Origin of the sequence: Phycicoccus jejuensis, assembly GCF_000720925.1 — a bacterium.
Taxonomy (GTDB): domain Bacteria; phylum Actinomycetota; class Actinomycetes; order Actinomycetales; family Dermatophilaceae; genus Phycicoccus; species Phycicoccus jejuensis.
Genome location: NZ_JOEE01000004.1, coordinates 1 through 17509, shown reverse-complemented (window position 1 = coordinate 17509; position 17509 = coordinate 1). Strand labels below are relative to the sequence as shown.

The window sequence follows — 17509 nt, the reverse complement described above, 5'->3', positions numbered from 1 at the left end:
GCATCGGTAGCAGGGGACCGGCCTTTCCCGCCTGCTCTGCCCGGACACGGCCGTCGGCCTGCCAGCTGCTGCTGACAGGCCGACGACTGTGGGGGTCGGGACCTCAGGAGGTCCCGTCCGTCACTTCAGGGCGACCGACGAGAAGTCGATCGTGCCGAAGGCGGTGATCTTCACGCCGGTGACCTTGTCGGACCAGCCCATCGTGGTCTTGCCGTACCACATCGGGATGGCCGGCATGTCCTGCGCGAGGAGCGCCTCGGCCTGCTGGTACAGGCTGTTGGCCTCGGCCTCGTCGGTCGACGCGGCCGCCTGGGTCAGCAGCTTGTCGAACTCCGGGTTGGAGTAGTCACCGTCGTTGGACGACGCGCCGGTCTTGAAGATCGGGGCGAGGAAGTTCTCGATCGACGGGTAGTCCATCTGCCAGCCGGTGCGGAACATGCCCTTCATCTTGCGCTCCGCGATCTGCGTGCGGAAGGTCGCGAAGTCGACGACACCGGTGGCGACGCAGTCGACACCCAGGGCCTGCTTGATGCTGTTGCAGGTGGCCTCGGTCCAGTCCTTGTGCGCGGCGTCCGCGTTGTAGGACAGGGTGATCTTGTCGCCCTTGAAGCCGCCGGCCTCCTGGAGGAGGGCCTTGGCCTTGGTCGGGTCGTAGGTGCAGTACTCACCGCACTGGTCGGCCTTGTAGCCGTCGACGACCGGGGAGACCCAGCCGGTGGCGGGGACGCGGGTGTTGTTGAAGATCTGCTTGATGATCGTGTCGCGGTCGATCGCCATGGAGATCGCCTGACGGATCTTCGGGTCCGCGTAGTTCGGGTCGACCTTGGTGGGCGCGAAGGTGACCGTCTGGATGACGCCGGTCTCCTTCTGCGCGTTGCGGTCGGGGAGGTCCTGCTTGTACTTGTCGTCGATCAGCGCGCTGGTCGGGATCTCGTCCGTGATGTCCAGGTTGCTGGCGATGACGTCGTTGTACGCGGCGTCGGACTCCGTGTAGATCTTGAAGGTGATCTTGTCGACCTTGCCGCCGAAGTCACCGGTGTAGTCGGCGAACTTGGACAGGACGATCGACTGCTCCTTGTTCCAGGCGTCCAGCTTGTACGGGCCCGAGCCGATCGGCTTGTCGCCGAAGGCCTTGGGGTCCGAGAAGAAGGCGTCCGGGAGCGGCGAGAACGCCGAGTAGCCCAGGCGGACCGGGAGGTTCGAGACCTTCTCGGTCGTCTTGATCGTGAAGGTGTAGTCGTCGACGACCTTGAGGCCGGTCAGCTTGTCGGCCTTGGCCTTGCCGTCACCGGCGCAGGGGTCGTCACCGGTGCCGGTGCACTGGAGGTCGCCGTAGCCCTCGATGGGCTCCATGAAGTAGCCCGAGGACTGGCCGTTGGGCGCGTAGGCGGCGTAGTTCCAGGCGTCGACGAAGTTCTTGGCCTTGATCTCGGTGCCGTCGTGGAACTTGCGACCCTGCTTGAGCTTGATCGTGAAGTTCTGGTTGTCCGTCGTGTCGATGGACTCCGCGAGGTCGTTCTCCGGCTTGGCCGTCTCCGCGTTGTAGTGCACGAGCTTCGAGAAGATGGCGTCGATGACGTTGCCACCGCAGGTCTCGGTCGTGTTGCTCGGGACGAGAGGGTTCTGCGGGTTGCAGCCGCGGACGGTGATCTCGCCGCCCGTCTTGCCGCCGGCCGCCGAGCTCTGGTCGCCGCCGCTGTCCCCGCTGCCACAACCGGCAGCGAGCAGAGCAACGGCGGACATGGCCGCAACGGCGACCGTGCGAGCAGTTCCTCGCATGGATGTCCTCCTGTGACGTGGTGCCACCCGAGGTCGGGTGGGCTTCTCCGTGAGGATGCCCCGGTCGGGTGCATCTCCCTGACAACGCCCTCCGGCGTGCCCGCACCACTAAAGACCAGAACCTCCACAGAGGGAAGTTCCGTGGCGCACCGAGACCCGATTGTGACCGAAGTGCGACCGCGCCGTGCCGCACGCCGGAAGATCTTCGGCCGCGGGAGGCCGCGGGGTAGGTTGAGCCGCGTGCCGGGCTACGACGACGACCTCCGCCTCGCCCACGTCCTCGCCGACGCCGTCGAGCGGCTGACGATGGAGCGCTTCCGCGCCGAGGACCTCCACGTCGAGACCAAGCCCGACCTCACGCTCGTCAGCGACGCGGACCGCGCGGCCGAGGAGCTGCTCCGGGCCCAGCTGAAACGCACCCGCCCGCGGGACGCCGTCATCGGCGAGGAGATGCCTGACACCGGCGCCAGCCCCCGGCAGTGGGTCGTCGACCCGATCGACGGCACGCACAACTTCGTCCGGGGCGTCCCGGTGTGGGCGACCCTCATCTCCCTCGTCGACCACGGCGTCCCCGTCGTCGGCCTCGTGGCGGCGCCGGCGCTCGGTCGTCGCTGGTGGGCCTCGCAGGGCACCGGCGCGTGGTCCGGCCGGAGCCTGACGAGCGCCCGGCGGCTGCGGGTCTCGGGCGTCTCGACGCTCGACGACGCCTCCCTGTCGATCTCGAGCACGACCTCCTGGGAGGCGGTCGGCCGCCTCGACCCGATGCTCGACCTCGCGCGCGCGTGCTGGCGCGAGCGGGCGTACGGCGACTTCTGGTCCTACATGCTCGTCGCCGAGGGGGCGGTCGACATCGCCGCCGAGCCCGAGCTCTCGACGTACGACATGGCCGCCCTCGTCCCGGTCGTCACGGAGGCCGGCGGTCGCTTCACCTCGCTCGACGGGGTCGACGGCCCGTTCGGGGGCAACGCCGTGGCCACGAACGGCCTGCTCCACGACGAGGTGCTGGCCCGCCTCTCCCGCTAGGGCTCGAAGAGCGAGCCCTGGTCGGCCTCGGTGGCGACGCCCTCGAGGTGCAGGAGGAAGGCCTTGCGCTGCAGCCCGCCGGCGTAGCCGGTCAGCGTGCCGTCGCTGCCCACGACGCGGTGGCACGGCAGGAGCACGGGCAGCGGGTTGGCGCCGTTGGCGGCCCCCACGGCCCGGGACGCGCCCGGCGGCAGGCCGAGCCGGGCCGCGAGCGCCCCGTAGGTGGTCGTCGTGCCCCACGGCACGAGCGCCAGCTCGCCCCACACCCGCCGCCGGAAGTCCGTGCCGTCCGGGCGCAGCGGCAGGTCGAACCCGGTGCGCTCCCCGGCGAAGTACTCGGCCAGCTGCCGACGGGCGGCCGCGAGGACGGGGTGGACGCGGGGGGCTCCGTCGTCCACCGGCCCCTCGGCGTCGAACCGGACCGCGACGAGGGCGTCACGGTCCGCGACGAGCTCGAGCGCGCCGACCGGCGAGCCGACGACGAGCGAGGTGGTCCCGGCGTCAGCGGGCAACCGTCGTCACCGGTCCGGGCACCCGGCCCTCGAGAGCCGGCACGATGCTCGCGGCGTCGCCGACGAGGACGACGGTCCACTCCCCCGTCGCCACGCGGCGGTAGGCGGTGTCGAGGTCCTCGACGCCCAGCTCGCGCAGCGCCGCCAGGTTGCGCGTCGTGAAGTCGAGCGGCAGCCCCTCCAGCGCGAGGGCGGCGGTCTCGTCGGCGACCGCGTCGGCGGTGGCGTACCGGCCCGGGGCGGTCTTGCCGACGAAGTCCACACCGGAGCGCAGCTCGGCCGGGGTGAACCCCTCCCGGGCGTCGGTGAGGATGCCGAGGAGCAGCTCGAGCGCCTCCCCCGTCACCTCCGAGCGCACCGACCCGGACGTGACGAACGAGCCGCCCGCGACCCGGGGCCGGAAGGAGGCGCGGACCCCGTAGGTGTAGCCCTTCTCCTCGCGCAGCACGGCGTCGAGGCGCGCATTCGGGGAGCCGCCGACGACGAACGCGAGCACCGGGTGGGGCGCCCAGCCGTGCGGCGTCGAGCGGTCCGGGCCCGGGCAGGACACGGCGATCTCGGTCTGGACCGAGCCCGGCCGGTCGACGACCACGACCCGCGCCCGGTCGGCGGCCGGCCGCGGGGCGACCGGCCGGCTGCCCGGCTCGTGGCGCGGGGCGTCCCACGCCCCGAGGGTCGCGGTGAGCACCTCGAGGGCGGCGGTGCCGGTGAGGTCGCCGGCGAGGACGACGGTGGCGTCCTGGGGGCCGACGCGCCGGGCGTGGTGCTCCACGACGGCCTCGCGGGTGATCCGGCCGATCGACTCCACGGTGCCGGCGGCCGGGCGGGAGGCCCGGTCCCGCGGGTCCCACAGGGTCGCGGCGACCTCCCGTGCCGCACGGTGCGCGGCCGAGGCCCGTTCCTGCTCGATCTCGGCGAGGCGCCCACGCAGGATGCGCCGCACCTCCGCCTCGGGGAAGACCGGGTGCGCGAGCGCCTCGGTCAGCAGCCGGGCCGCCGTGGGCAGGTGCGCCTGCGGGACGTCGACGTCGACGAGGAGGCCGCCGTCCGAGACACCGGCGCCGAGCGCCATCCCGTGCCGCTCCATCAGCTCGGCGAACTCCTCGGGGCCGTGCTCGGCGGTCCCCTCGTCGAGCAGCCGCGCGGTCATCGACGAGATGCCCTCGAGCCCCTCGGGCTCGTCGGCGAGGGAGCCCGGGACGACGACGCGCAGGGAGAGGACGTACTGGCCGGGCAGGTCGTGCAGGAGCAGGCGGACCCCGTTGGGCAGGAGGTGCTCCTGCGCCGCGGGGAAGACCCAGGGCTCCGGGTCGAGGACGGCCGGGCGGGTGCTCACGCGACCGCCTCCGTCGCGTCGGCGTCGCCGGAGGCGTCGAGGTAGGCGACCACCGCCCGGCTCTCGGGGCGCAGCCAGCGACGGGTCACCTCGACGACGCGCTCGGCCGTCACGGCGCGGACCCGGTCGAGGTGGGTGTTGACGAGCTCGGGGTCGTCGTGGAGCAGCGCGTACCGGCTCAGGAGGTCCGCCCGCTCCTCCTGCGAGGCCAGGGCCGACAGCCACGCCCGCTCGGACTGGGCGATGGACGCCTCGAGCTCGGCCTCGGTCGGGCCGTCGGCCGCGAGGCGCTCCAGCTCCTCGACGAGCGCCGCCTCGAGGTCGGCGGGGTCGGCGTCGGGGGCCGCGTCGATGACGACGAAGCCGAGCGAGACGCCGTCGACGAACCCCCACGCGGTGGCGTGGGCGCCGACCGCGCTCTGCTCGCGCCGCACCAGCCGGCGCACGAGCCGCGAGGTCGACAGGCCGCCGAGGCAGTCGAGCGCGACGGTGGCGGCGACGAGCTCGTCGGTGCCGTCGACCGGCAGCCGGAAGGCGACGTGCAGGCGGTCGTTGGGCACCTGCTCGCGCCGCTCGACGCGGACGGGGGCCGTGAGCGGCTCGAGCTGCGCGAGGGTGGGCCGGGGCTCCTCCGCCCGGGACTCGATGCCGCCGAAGTACCGCTCGACGAGGGCGAACCCCTCCCCCGGCTCGACGTCGCCGCACAGCGTGACCACCGTGTTGTCCGGCGCGTAGTAGCGGCGGAAGAACGCGTGCACGTCCTCGAGCCCGGCCGCGTCGAGGTCCTCCATCGACCCGATCGTCGGGTGGTGGTACGGGTGCCCCTCGGGGAAGACGGTCGCGTAGACGTCGATGAGCGCGGTGCCGTACGGCTGGTTGTCGTACCGCTGGCGCTTCTCCTCCTTGACGACGTCGCGCTGGTTGTCGAGGTTCTCCTGGGTCAGCGCGTCGAGGAGGTGGGCGTGCCGGTCCGCCTCGAGCCAGAGCGCGAGCTCGAGGGCGCCCTTGGGCACCGTCTCGAAGTAGTTGGTCCGGTCGAACCACGTCGTCGCGTTGAGCCGGCCCCCCTCGGCCATGAGCGCCTCGAAGTGCTCGCCGCTGCGGACGTTGCGCGACCCCTGGAACATCAGGTGCTCGAAGAGGTGCGCGAACCCGGTGCGGCCCGCCTGCTCGTGGCGGGAGCCCACACCCACCCAGAGGTTGAGGGTGACGTTCGGGACGGTGTGGTCCGGGGAGACGACGACACGCAGCCCGTTCGGGAGCGTGCGCCGGTGCACCGGGTAGTCGAGCGGCATGGCCGTCACCCTAGGTCAGCGGCGCCCCCGCGTCCCAGCCCCGACGCAGGACGCGGGCTCAGCCCGCGTCGCGCAGCTCGTCCTTCGGGGTGGAGCGCAGCTCGTCGCCGACCTGGAGCATGGCCCGCCGGCCGAACACCTGCTGGTGCGTGGCCACCCGCTCCGCCCGGCCGCGGCCGAGGAAGCTGACCGCCCAGTGCAGCAGCGTCGTGATGCGGTTCTTGAAGCCGATGATGTACACGAGGTGCACCCCGAGCCACAGCAGCCACGCGAGGAAGCCGTGGAAGCGCAGGCGGCCGATCGAGGCGACGGCGCTGAAGCGCGACACCGTGGCCATCGAGCCCTTGTCGAAGTACTCGAACTCGCCCTGCGAGGGCTTGCCGTCGAGCCGGTGCGCGATCTCCTTGGCGGCGAAGCGCGCGCCCTGGATGGCGACCTGCGCGACCCCGGGCAGGTCCTTGAGCGCGATCATGTCGCCGACGACGAAGACCTCGGGGTGGCCCGGCAGCGTGAGGTCGTCCTGCACCTTGACGCGGCCGGCCCGGTCGAGCTCGACGCCGGACTGCTCCGCCAGCTGCTTGCCGAGTGGGCTGGCCTGCACCCCGGCCGCCCAGACCTTGGTGAGCGTCTCGATGCGCGTCACGTGGTCCTGGCGGTCCTTGTACGTGAGGCCGTCCTCGTCGACCCCGGTCACCATCGCGCCGGTGCGCACGTCGACCCCGAGCTCCTGGAGCCGCTTGCGCGCCGCTCCCCCGAGGCGCTCGCCGAAGCTCGGCAGGATCGTGTCGGCCGCGTCGAGGAGGATGACGTGCGCCTGGGTCGGGTCGATGCGGCGGAAGTCGTGGCGCAGCGTCCGGCGCGCGAGCTCGGCGATCTGCCCCGCCATCTCGACCCCGGTCGGGCCGGCCCCGACGACGACGAAGGTGAGCGCGCGGCGCACGTCCTCCTCGCTCGTCGCGAGCTCGGCGAGCTCGAACGCGCCGAAGATGCGGCCGCGCAGCTCGAGCGCGTCGTCGACCGACTTCATGCCCGGCGCGTACTCGGCGAACTCGTCGTGGCCGAACCAGGACTGGCCGGCGCCGGCCGCGACGAGCAGCGAGTCGTACTCCGTGACGGTCGTCGTGCCGAGCAGCTCGGAGGTGACGGTGCGCGCCGTCAGGTCGACGTCGGTCACCTCGCCGAGGATGACCCGGGCGTTCTTCTGCTTGGCCAGGACCTCGCGGGTGCTCGGGGCGATCTCGCCCTCGGAGAGGATCCCCGTCGCCACCTGGTAGAGCAGCGGCTGGAAGAGGTGGTGCGCGGTGCGCGCGACGAGGGTGATCTCGACGTCGTCCCGGCGCTTGAGGGCCTGGGTGCCGAAGAGGCCACCGAAGCCCGACCCGATGACGACGATCCGGTGCTTGCGGTTCACGGGGGTGGTCACGTCGGTGTCAACGTGCTCGGCGCTGTCGGTATGCCGGGGCTGCGGCGTGCTGGGGGTCACGGCGGAGGTCTCCTGGGGCTGGGCGCGGGTGGGGCGTGCCCGCGCGGGCGGAGGGAGCGTCGGCGGTCCCTGGTGGGTGGGGTCGTCCCCCGATCATCCCGGCTCGGCCGTGGTCGTGGGGCGGTCCGTGCCGGCGGACCCGCGCTCACGCGCGGGTCGCGGGGGCAGGACCCGCGCTCGCCCGCCGGCATCCCGCCCATGACATCGGCCCCGACCGGCTGTCGCCGGTCGGGGCCGATGTCAATCGTGGTAGCGGGGGAATCGTTTGAACCACCGCGCTGCTTGTGTCGTGCCCCACCTGGTCACGCTGAGATGGTCAGTTGTGCCCCAGATGCACCCGAGGTCGGCTGGTTCGTATCAGCTCCGCTGGTCACATTGAGCGAGAATCAGCCCGCACCGTCGACCGCGGCCGATACGAGGACTTTTGCCCTCCGACGCCTGTGACTTCGCATGGATGTGTCCTCGCGGCCACCCACGGGTGAAGTAAAAGGGTCCCTATGCCGCCTGACGACTTGAGTCCCGACGTCGCAGCCTCCGCGTTCGAACCGCTCCTGGCCAAAGCGTGCTCCAAGGTCAAACGGCCGTGGATGCTGATGCCGGTCAGCGACGAACACGGTAGGCGCGTGAAAGAGGTGTACCGCGAACGTGTCTACTGCTACGAGCTCTACCACCAGCTGAGGACCTTGTGCGATGGAGCTGACCCTATGGCCGTCAGGGCCGGGGCGCCGTACTACTCGCTCGGCGGCGAGATCGACAAGCAAGGACTACACGCAGTCACGAAAGATGGCCGCCATCAACCTGACCTGGTGTGGCACGTCCCCGGCACCGACGAGAACGCTGTGGTGGTGGAGGTCAAGATCGCGTCGACCATCACGAAGCGGGGACTGGAGAAGGACCTCCTCACACTGGCCGCGTTCTGTTCCCGCGAGAGGACTGCCTACCAGCAGGGGTGGTTGCTGTTCGTCGGCTGGGAGCGAAGCGACGACTCGCTCCTCGCCCTGATTCATCGTGCTGCGGCTAGCTTGAGGGATGAGTTGGCTTCCGTCCCAGCTGGCTACCTTCGCGCGTTCAGGCATGAGGATGTGGGCAAGCCTGCGCGGGAACTGGCGGTCGAACTCTTCCGCTAGCCGCGATCGAGTGGGATCGGCGCCGCTCGCCTCCGGGGCTACTCGCGAACGCGGCGTGGGTGGACTTCGGCTAATCGAGCAAGGAGCAGGAGGGTGGTTGAGCGTCGGATGAGCGAGCGGCCGAGGGCGGACGTGGCCGCAACCTGCCTCGTGCTCGCCCGCGTGTTCGGCATCCTTCTGCGAATGGCGCTCTAGTCTCGACCGCCTTACCCCCGCCACTCGAGGAGTGCTTCTCTTGCCCCTGGACCAGCTGGACTACGTTCCGTGCTTGAAAGCTCGGGAAGCGGAGATCAAGGCGCTGATGCGCGCGCCTCAGGCACTGCGCCTGACCCCGCTCTTCGAGCTCCAGCGAGCCTCGGCCGGTTCAGTCGATCCCGCCACCGGCCAGCCCCGGCGGGCCAAGGCGACGACCACCGACATCTCCTACTTCCTTGACGACATTGCCCGGCTGTGGAGCGATCCGGCCTACGTCGACATCTGCCGGGTCATCGACGGACAGGTTGGGTCGGGGACACGTTGGTGGCGCCTTCTGGCAGCGCTGAACGATCTCGCTGCGACCCCCGCGCGCCTCATTCCCGTGCTGCTCATATCGGCAGACCAGCAAGAGGTCACCGCCGCAGCCGACGTCGCTCGCACCTCCGGGCGACTGGCGGTGCGCGTGCCCATGCACGAAACCGATCCCTCGCCGCGGCTTCCCGACCGCTTGGACGAGGTCGCGACCGAGAGCGGCATCGGCGCCGCTGACATAGACGTACTGCTCGACTTCGCCGACCACACTGAGGACCTCGCCCTCGACGAGCTCGTCGAACGGACGATCCGCACCGTGGACGCGCTCGGCTCCAAGCACGGCCACATTGTCACGCTCGGCACACCGAACAGTGAAGCGTTTCTTCAGGTCGGCGACTGGGACGTGGCACGGCGCGAGTGGTGGCTGTGGCTGCGCGTGAGGGAGGCCGGCCGGACGGTCGTCTTCGGCGACTACGCCCTCTACCCTCCGGCCAACCCGGTCCCGGCCTCACCGCAGTACGGCCATCTTCGGTACTCGAGCCAGGACCGGCTGCACGTGCACCGTCGTGCCAAGCCCTCGTCCGGTGGCGGCCTTGCGGCTGCCTTCGCCGTCTGCTGCGCGCATCTGGTGGGACAGCCGCACTGGCTCGGCGCCAGCTTCAGCCGAGCCGACGGCAGGCTGGCCGATATCGCCGGCAACGCCGACAAGGAGTCGTCGGCCGGTAAGTGGCGGCAGATCGCAGCTGAGCACCACTTCGCGCTGGTTGCGGACCAGCTGACTTCTCCGCCGTCGTCTCCGGCTGCCGGAACCGCGTAGCTCACCAGTCAGGCGGCGGTCAACGAGCGCCCGCGCCAATCGGTGCGTTCGAGGAGCGTCTGGCGAGCAAGTCGCAATGTCTTAGACGAGCCCATTTCTGCGATGAGCAGCTGTCGAAGATCGTCGACGCTCAAGCTCGCCAGTCTCGGCGTGCCGCTACCCCTCAGCGCCGCCAGCAGCGCGCGCCGGTCCAAGAAGCTCGCGACGGCCAACGGGTTGACCTCACGGTTCAGGCGACCGACGCGTCTGGAAGTCAGCACAACCTGACCGTCTCGCCACCGCGCCACCCAGATCCCCCACCACGGCGGGACCAGCTGGGAAGCGCCAGCAAGGTGCCGCTCGCCGACCACCAGCGTGGCCCGCTCGGCCACCATTCCGTACGCCTGCACCTGCCTCGGTAACCGGCTCAGGCTGTCGACGTCACTCTTGATCTCGAAAGCGCACAGGCGATCGCTCACGAGCATCGCGTCCATCCGAGCGGGCACCGACCATCGGATGTCCACCTCCGGAACAAGGACGTGTCGTTGTTCCCCCATGGAGCGGGCGACAGCGAGCGTCAGGGCGCTGCGGATGTCACTGTCACGCATGGGAGGAAGGGTAGTGCCACCGGCAAGAGGCAGAGCTGAGGCTGACGACACGTTCACCTGAGTCGACTGTGACTGCATCGGCCCGCACGCCAATGCTGCTGCGCCTAGCCGAAGTGCGCGCATCGCGCGAGGGCTGCCTGCCGACAGCCATTCAGTCGCTGTCGATGGTTGTCGGGGTGCTCGACAGCGGCGCGTCCGCCTCCAGCGACTCGACACCGGGGTCGGACTCGGGCACGGTCTCGGCCCCATCCATGCTGTTGGAGCGACCGTTCTCCAAGCTGTCTGTGGGGACCGTTCTGAACGAGGCCCACGACGAGTTCGGCAGGTAGAGACCGGAGGGCCAGTTCGGGTCGTCACCACAGGCGCGACAGAGATTGACCACGGCGAGTGGCTGCACGGCCGGGTTCCGCAGCTTGGCCAGCGCCCGGTTGACTGAGTCGTCGTGGTGGCGGTCGAGGGAGAACAGCGGATACTCACGCCCGTCCCACACGCCCTTGAACTCGCGCGTGTCCAGCAGGCGCATGTCCGCGAGCGGGAAGGTGCTCTCGTCCACTCCTGCGTCCACTGCGCACTGAGCCATCGCCCACGCGACCTCGACGGAGAGGGTGAAGTGCCGTTGGCTGCAGGCGGACAGCACCCGAAAACCGGTGTCGATGCTCGGACCGAAGTAGTCGTACATGTAGTCGGCCGAGCGCGTCGCCAACGCTTCGTCGTTCAGTTCCACGACGCCCTTGTCCGAGGTCTCGGTGCGGGGGTCCCTCGGGATGGAGCTCTCGCTGTCGGGGCCGGGGAAGGTGGCCAGGAAGGCGCCGCCCTTGGTGGCGAGTCCTTCCTTGGCCAGCACCATCTCGTACTGCTTCATCGCTTCGAGCCAGCTGCGCACGGCCGCGAAGATTTCGGACTCGTGACTGACACGCACGGTGAAGATCAGCTCATCGCCGACCGGCTTCCACAGCTCGAATGGGCCGTGTATCTCCTGGGCGACGGTGATGTCGCCCAGCATCTGAGGAAACTGCCGGTAGAACGACAGGAACGTGATCTGCCACAGATCTCGCTGCTGCTTGAACTTCGTGGAGCCGACGATGTCGCAGGAGAGGAAGAGCAGGGAGTGTGGGGTGGTCACGACAGACCAAGCACCTGCGCCCGCACGGCGACGGCGGCGGGGGATACCTCGAACTGTCGCGCCAGGGCGTGAACGTCTCCATCCTTGAGGCGCCACGCCTCGCGGAAAACCCTCTCCGGCATGAGCAGGGAGGAAGCGAAGACGTTTGCCTGGGTCTCCACCGGGTTTCGCTCACCGCGTCCGAAGCTGGCAGCCGTTTCCGACCCCGGGTGCAGGTAGTGCAGGAAGTAGTGCCCGAGCTCGTGCGCGATGGTGAACCGGTCGCGTCGCGATGAGGTCAGGCGTGGCAGGTAGATGACGAAGTCCCCCGGAGCGTTGACATGGAGCGACTCTTTGCTGTCGCCGATCGCCAGTCGGCCACCGAGCCGGCGCACGAGGTCGTGGAGGTCTGCCGTGCCAGCGCGGTCGTAGATCTCGTGGTGCTCCCCCACCCGTTCCGCGTACTGACGGATCGCAGCGTTGGTGAGTCGGGAAGGTTCCCGCGTCATGGTGACTGCTCCTGCCTCTCTCCCCGGCGGTGCCTACCAGCGGCGGCTGTCGCTGAGATTATGAGCCTACGGGTCGCCTAGGACAGTGCCCTCGAGGCACGCGCGCACCAGTAGGCCGGATGTGGCACACGCCACTCAACGGGTCAGCGTGCGACGCTCTCCCAGCCGCGGTTGAGATAGCGACCCACGGGGTTGAAGCCATCCTCACGGCGCCACGACCTCTCGCCCGCCGCTCGCTCCGTGGCCACGGACGTTCTCGGCTATGCAGCGTGGGTCGCGTGCTCGTAGTTGCGGCGACGGGGCAGCGCAACGGTCGCCGGCCAAGCGTGGGGCCGCGGAGACACCATCTCCCGGCACTGGCCCCGACCCCGCTGTCTGGACCCGGTCTGCCTACTTCGGAGGGGGCGGGTTGACCCGTTGATAGGCATCATGCAGGAGGTTGATGATGATCAGAAGCGTCAAGAAGAAGACCGTTCCCAAGGCGAGACTGGCTGCCGTCAGGATGACCGCGACGAGGTGCGGCGTCGTTCCCGGTGCAGAAGTGGGGATGACAGTGAGGACTACGGTAAGCGCAGCTCCAGATATGCCCGTGAGACTGGCGATGAGGACGTGTGCCACCGCCTCATCGAGAGCGCGCTTCGGGATCTTGTCGACTACCTTTGTTCGGGCCGATAGAACTTCACGCCAGCGCGCGATCAAGGCAAAGGCGGCGAACATGGCCGTGGACATGAGACCGAACACTGCCGTGAGCTGACTTGGTTGGACCAGCACCACGCGCGTACTCACGCAGAGCAGGAACACCGCCACCGGCGCAAGGGCCAAGGCGTACCGAGTAGCGACATCAGGCTTCTCAGTGTCTAGCTTGCTTCGGATTCGAAGTCCCGCGCCGGCGGCTCGGAAAAGGTTGCCTGGGTTGAGTCTTCCGTGGGGCCGTCCGTGATCGGCGGTAGACACCGTGCAGCCTCCACTGAGTCGATCGTGCTCATCTCGATGTCGTTCAGCGCCGCGACGCGACGCAAGCGACCTTCGATCTTCCGGTAGTAGTCAACAGGTGAGCACTGACTCCATGACAGCGGGTACGTGAAGACTTCACGGGCAGTCAGAGGTCCGATGGTCACTGTCTCCGCGTCACGAGTGCGCACCTTGACCGCTACCTCGTCGAAGCCCGCCGTCTCGGCCGCGTCGAGGTGAAGAACCGCGTCCAGTTCCGCGATGGCTTCACGCTGACCAATTGCGTCTTTCTGCTTCTTCCGCTTATACCACTGCTGTCCGGTTCGACTCAGGTCCCGCCGCTCGCCCTCGTCTTCGACCTTCACGACCAGACGCTTGCGCTGGTAGGTGCCGCTGCCTCCACGAGGAGATGGCACGTTCAACGTGAAGACGGCGTCGACGGTCTCTGCGCGAGCCAGCAGCTCGTCCAGGTAATCGCCGTCGATCAGCTGACTGCTTCGGAAGATGTATCGGTCCGGCTTGAGGACTTTGGGGAGCGGGGTTACCCCTGCGGCCCTGGCGGCTCGGCGTGCCTCTTGGGAAGCGACCTTCGTGTCGTCGCGCAGCTTCATGGATGCGGTTGTGAGCTGCTTCAGCAGCAGCTCGTGCGCGTCGCTGGCGCCGATCGCCTCGCTCACCATCAGGAACCGGTCCCCTGCTGGTGGGAAGACCATCGTGACGAGACGGCGACTCTCCGCTGAACGCTCGTTGATCGGCAAGGGGGGCTGCCCTTCGGCGGTCGCGCGGTCATGGTCGCCCTCCCGACCGATCGACACAGACAGGTGCACCCACCCGTTCGCCCATTCCTCGTATTGCCGGATCGAGATCGAGCGTCGGCGTGGCTTGGGCGCCAGAGGGTCGGGATCTGCCGACGCCCGCTTCTTCTGAAAGTAGGTTCGCCCTTCCATCTCCTGAAGGCAGTCGAGCACGTTTCGATGCAGGGCGCCGTCGATACTCGCGTCAGCAGCGTTGCTGCCTGCTACGCGGTTCTCGAACGCCTGTACACCGAAGATGCGAAACCCGTACGCCATGTGTTGGCTCCCCTCGTCGGCTCGAAGCCTATGCACGTGAGCGCCTGAGGAAAAGCGACGCCCGGAACTCCTGCAGCACCGGCCGAATCGAGCGCTGCCGGAGCGTCCCACAACCGGATAGCGGTCGCAAGAGTCGACGCGCAGCCGGGCATTCGCTCGATCCAGCGGATGTCGGGAAAGCAGCTGCCGAGCGATCTCTGGTCCGGAGCCCGAGCCGGACGAGCGCTGCACACGGGAGTTGTCAGGGAGGACCGGAGCAGATCTCGGGGAGCTGGGTGCACGGAGTTGACCTCGCACCTGACATTCCCAATCGCCTGAAGACAACATCTGCCTGCCATCGAGGCGACCGTTCGGCGCTCGAAGAGGTGCGCGGACCTCCTCTCGTCGCGCCCCTCGTCAACGTGCTCTGCGGCGCCGACCTGACCGCAGGACCCGCTGCGTCAAGCCGCGCGCTGCTCTCGTAGCGGTCGCGGGGACACCGTGCCGAGCCGACTGGTCGCGATATTGGTTCAGGCCCCGTCCAACCAGCGCAAGTCCTTGAGCTGCGCCTCATCGGTCACCGGCAGTGCTCGGGTCGGATCTGCGGCGATACAACATCGCCAGACGCGCTCGCGGAGGCGCACCTGAGCCACCAGCAGGTAAACGTCTTCAGACCCAATCTCCCATTGCGCCATACCAACATTGGCGCCATCGTCGAGCCACTGCGCGGTCAGTTGCTTCGACCCTCCCCTGGACAGTCGAGGCCAGCGCCCTCGCTGGATGGTCGACTTCACTTCGACGGCGACCAGACGCTCGAGAGGGGGGTCGAGCATGAGTAGATCGATACCCGGCCCGAAGGAGAACCCTTCGACGTCGTCGTAGACCGGCTGCCAACCGCGTTCGACTAGCTCCATCTCCACGATGGCCTCGGCGACGTTGCCGAGTACGGGGACCACAGACGCGCGCATAGCCCCCGGCAGAGGCTTGCCAAGCGCCAAGGTCGCCCTGACGTGACCCTCCAGCAGCGCCAGCCGGTCGGCGTGCCTGACAAGTTCCGGCTGAGCCTCCAGAGCCGCTTCGACGCGGCTCCAAGAGAGTGGCAGCCGCACAGCCTCCCTCAGCGCACGCGAGAACACGACGCCTACGGAACCCATGGCTGCGAGTATCCCGTGAACGGCCAGCCAGACGCACTCTGCCAAACCAGGCGCGGACTGCCCGCACGCGGAGGCGCTTCGGCGCGTCCTTGACGTCGGCCGTGGTCGGCGTCACCTCGAGCGTGCGCAGCCGGCTGAGCCCGTTCCTGATGGAACCTTCCCCTGATCGACGGCTCCATGCCGCAGGGCCGCAGGTCCTCCGACTGCAGGTCGTCGACGCGCCCGAATGGATGGACCCATCGCGACCCCAAGTGGCGACTCGGCGACGGCCGCATTCGACTGTGAGCGCGGGGCCTCGCCGACGACGAGGGGACGATGTGGGCGCGCCCGGCGCCGGCACGTCTTACAAGATCGACGTGCGGCCCGTCTACGGGGTCAGCCCTGGGAGCACCCAGTGGCCGCCCCACCGCGATGAGCACGTCGTGCCGCTCGGATAGGAGGGCCCAGAGTTCGGCGACCTCGGCGATGAACGCCTCATAGTCCTCCTCGAGACGGACGTCTTCAACTCGTGCATCCGTGAAGACGTGACGAAGGAGAACGGCAATACTCGAACGCACTGGACCGTCCCCGAGGAACTGCAGCCCAGGAAGGACAGGGATGATGACGCACAGCCACGGACACGGCCGGCGCACGCTGAGACGCATCGACCTCGCCAGCGTCGCCTAGCCCCTGCGCGGCCTCGTATTCACTGTCGTCGTCTGCCCGCTGATTGTGGACGTGGGGGCGAACCCGGTCACTTTGGTGTTTGCTGTCGTGGCAACGACCTTGGCGGCGGCGACCCGGGCGGCGAGTGCTGGAGACGACGCCTGCTGATGCCCGACGGCCATCCGGAGTTGGACTGGCTCGCACGGCGACGCGCCGGCGAGTCGGTCCGGCTGATCGCGCAGCGAGCCGGGGTGGCGGCCTCGCGGGTGGAGAAGGCGACGAAGCGGTTTGGACCGTTCCCGAAGGCTAACCGGCAGGAGGGTGGGACCTACCTCGCCGCCTTCCTGCTCGAGGAGCGTCGGCAACGGTGGGTCATGAACCGCCGCCTGGGCATGCGTGTGAAGGAGATCGCTGAGCGTGACCAGGTCTCGCACCAGACCGTCACCCGGGCAACCCGTGGGTGGGGGCCGTTCCCGTCGCGCGAGACCATCGAGGCGTGGGTGGAGGCGCGCCAGCAGCGCCGCTCGCTAGGGGCGATCGCGTTGGAGTTCGGTGTCCTGCCGGGGATCGTGCAGCGCTTCACGACACCGCACGGTCCGTTCCCCCGCCCGGCCCAGCTGCCTGAAGGGATCGAGACTCGCGAGTCCATCGCCCGCCGTGCCGGGGTGAGCGACTCAGCTGTGCGCAACTGGCGGCACCTGCCGGAACCGGACTGGATCACCGCGACGGGCCGGCCGGTGTGGCTGTCGACGACCATCACCCGATGGCTCGAGACAGACGCTCTGGCTCGCTGTGCCCTCTGCGGCGCCCGGCCCGTGTCGCTCCCGGTGCACATGGGCTACCTCCACGGCCAGTCGGCCCGTCAGACCAAGCGCCTACGCTCCGGCAGGTGAGGGGTCGACCAGGCGCACAGGTCCACCGTGTCTTCCGGTGGGAAGCGTCCGCGGTCCGCCCGCAAGTCCGATCGGCATAATGCCTGACGCGAGGGAGCTTCACCGTGAACGACTACAGCAAGAGCTGGGACCTACTGCTGAGGGCCATTCGGCAGGCTGCAGACGGCAGCGACAGCCTGACTGTGTACGACACCGAGCATTTGACCATCGACCAGCAGTTGCAGGTGGCGCAGATCGCGGCCTTGCTCTCGATCTCGCAGGAGCTTTCGGCGCTCAACGGAGGAAGCACCAACGTGTGACGACGTGGCGCACCGCATCCGCAGGTCACGGGTCAGTGGGGCCGTCACGTCGCCCGGCAACGTGCCCCGACTCGACACGGGTATCGGTGCGAAAGGCGCGGGTCAAGCGTCCAGGAGAACCGCGAACCACGCACAGAAGTGGTGCTCGCGAGACACGAACGGACGCCGTGGGCCCGCCTCGGCTCGCGGGAGAGGGGACAACGCCGGGTCCGTGACGCGCACCGCTCGACGAACGACGAGGCCAGCATGGCGTGCGATCGGCGACCTACCGGAGCCACGATGCCGCGAGGGCGTTCCACGACAACCGCCAGTCTTCGACGAAACTCCGCGCCGTCGACCGATCTAGATGTACCCGGCCATCAGGTTGGTGACAGGCGGCTGGTCGGTGGGAGTCCGCCGAGGGCGGTGTGGCGTCGTTGAGTGTTGTACTGCTCGAGCCAG

The 17509-nt window shown here is 69.0% G+C and carries 17 protein-coding genes; 5 read left to right on the top strand and 12 right to left on the bottom strand.

Annotated features, from left to right (window positions below):
* Positions 1-120 precede the first annotated feature (120 nt).
* A complete protein-coding gene (locus IG69_RS0108515; protein WP_245616115.1) occupies positions 121-1743 on the bottom strand; it encodes a peptide ABC transporter substrate-binding protein in 1623 nt (540 codons plus the stop codon).
* Between the two features lie 276 nt (positions 1744-2019).
* Here IG69_RS0108515 and hisN point away from each other — a divergent pair, with 276 nt between their 5' ends.
* Positions 2020-2802 carry a histidinol-phosphatase gene (hisN, locus tag IG69_RS0108510; protein WP_404349621.1) on the top strand — a complete coding sequence of 261 codons (783 nt, stop codon included), beginning with the start codon at positions 2020-2022 and terminating at the stop codon, positions 2800-2802.
* On the opposite strand, the gene IG69_RS0108505 is transcribed toward hisN, so the two are convergent.
* From IG69_RS0108505 to IG69_RS0108490, 4 genes are read right to left on the bottom strand one after another with little or no spacing between them, the layout of a single operon-like run.
* A complete protein-coding gene (locus IG69_RS0108505) occupies positions 2799-3314 on the bottom strand; it encodes a methylated-DNA--[protein]-cysteine S-methyltransferase (protein ID WP_030527739.1) in 516 nt (171 codons plus the stop codon). The two genes, hisN and IG69_RS0108505, sit on opposite strands and share 4 nt — an antisense overlap.
* Positions 3304-4650 carry a M16 family metallopeptidase gene (locus IG69_RS0108500; RefSeq protein ID WP_036829597.1) on the bottom strand — a complete coding sequence of 449 codons (1347 nt, stop codon included), beginning with the start codon at positions 4648-4650 and terminating at the stop codon, positions 3304-3306. The genes IG69_RS0108505 and IG69_RS0108500 overlap by 11 nt, the downstream gene beginning before the upstream one ends.
* Complete coding sequence (locus tag IG69_RS0108495; protein WP_030527737.1) at positions 4647-5945, bottom strand: M16 family metallopeptidase; 1299 nt, start codon at positions 5943-5945, stop codon at positions 4647-4649. The genes IG69_RS0108500 and IG69_RS0108495 overlap by 4 nt, the downstream gene beginning before the upstream one ends.
* A gap of 58 nt (positions 5946-6003) precedes the next feature.
* On the bottom strand, positions 6004-7368 hold the full coding sequence (locus tag IG69_RS0108490; protein WP_036829700.1) for an NAD(P)/FAD-dependent oxidoreductase: 1365 nt from the start codon (positions 7366-7368) through the stop codon (positions 6004-6006).
* 557 nt (positions 7369-7925) lie between these two features.
* On the opposite strand from IG69_RS0108490, the gene IG69_RS0108485 reads away from it, so the two are divergent.
* Positions 7926-8555 carry a hypothetical protein gene (locus IG69_RS0108485; RefSeq protein ID WP_030527735.1) on the top strand — a complete coding sequence of 210 codons (630 nt, stop codon included), beginning with the start codon at positions 7926-7928 and terminating at the stop codon, positions 8553-8555.
* A gap of 235 nt (positions 8556-8790) precedes the next feature.
* Entirely contained in the window at positions 8791-9879 is a 1089-nt protein-coding gene (locus IG69_RS0108475) for a beta family protein (RefSeq protein ID WP_030527734.1), read from the top strand.
* 8 nt (positions 9880-9887) lie between these two features.
* Here IG69_RS0108475 and IG69_RS0108470 read toward each other — a convergent pair whose 3' ends face one another.
* The 6 genes from IG69_RS0108470 to IG69_RS0108445 form a co-directional block, all read right to left on the bottom strand.
* A complete protein-coding gene (locus IG69_RS0108470) occupies positions 9888-10466 on the bottom strand; it encodes a sce7726 family protein (protein ID WP_051750382.1) in 579 nt (192 codons plus the stop codon).
* Between the two features lie 151 nt (positions 10467-10617).
* Positions 10618-11589, bottom strand: a complete 972-nt coding sequence (locus IG69_RS0108465; RefSeq protein WP_030527732.1) for a hypothetical protein — start codon at positions 11587-11589, stop codon at positions 10618-10620.
* Entirely contained in the window at positions 11586-12077 is a 492-nt protein-coding gene (locus tag IG69_RS0108460) for an ImmA/IrrE family metallo-endopeptidase (protein ID WP_030527731.1), read from the bottom strand. The genes IG69_RS0108465 and IG69_RS0108460 overlap by 4 nt, the downstream gene beginning before the upstream one ends.
* Positions 12078-12467: 390 nt before the next feature.
* Positions 12468-12884, bottom strand: coding sequence for a hypothetical protein (locus tag IG69_RS0108455; RefSeq protein ID WP_030527730.1), 417 nt, complete (start codon positions 12882-12884; stop codon positions 12468-12470).
* A 50-nt stretch (positions 12885-12934) separates the two neighbouring features.
* Positions 12935-14098, bottom strand: a complete 1164-nt coding sequence (locus tag IG69_RS0108450; RefSeq protein WP_030527729.1) for a hypothetical protein — start codon at positions 14096-14098, stop codon at positions 12935-12937.
* A gap of 509 nt (positions 14099-14607) precedes the next feature.
* Positions 14608-15231 carry a hypothetical protein gene (locus tag IG69_RS0108445; RefSeq protein WP_030527728.1) on the bottom strand — a complete coding sequence of 208 codons (624 nt, stop codon included), beginning with the start codon at positions 15229-15231 and terminating at the stop codon, positions 14608-14610.
* A gap of 812 nt (positions 15232-16043) precedes the next feature.
* Here IG69_RS0108445 and IG69_RS0108440 point away from each other — a divergent pair.
* A complete protein-coding gene (locus IG69_RS0108440) occupies positions 16044-16769 on the top strand; it encodes a hypothetical protein (protein ID WP_030527727.1) in 726 nt (241 codons plus the stop codon).
* A 104-nt stretch (positions 16770-16873) separates the two neighbouring features.
* Entirely contained in the window at positions 16874-17068 is a 195-nt protein-coding gene (locus IG69_RS0108435) for a hypothetical protein (RefSeq protein WP_030527726.1), read from the top strand.
* Between the two features lie 359 nt (positions 17069-17427).
* Here the strand turns inward: IG69_RS0108435 and IG69_RS22090 are convergent.
* Positions 17428-17509, bottom strand: an 82-nt coding sequence (locus IG69_RS22090) for an integrase core domain-containing protein (RefSeq protein ID WP_157577508.1), incomplete at its 5' end; no start/stop codon positions are given.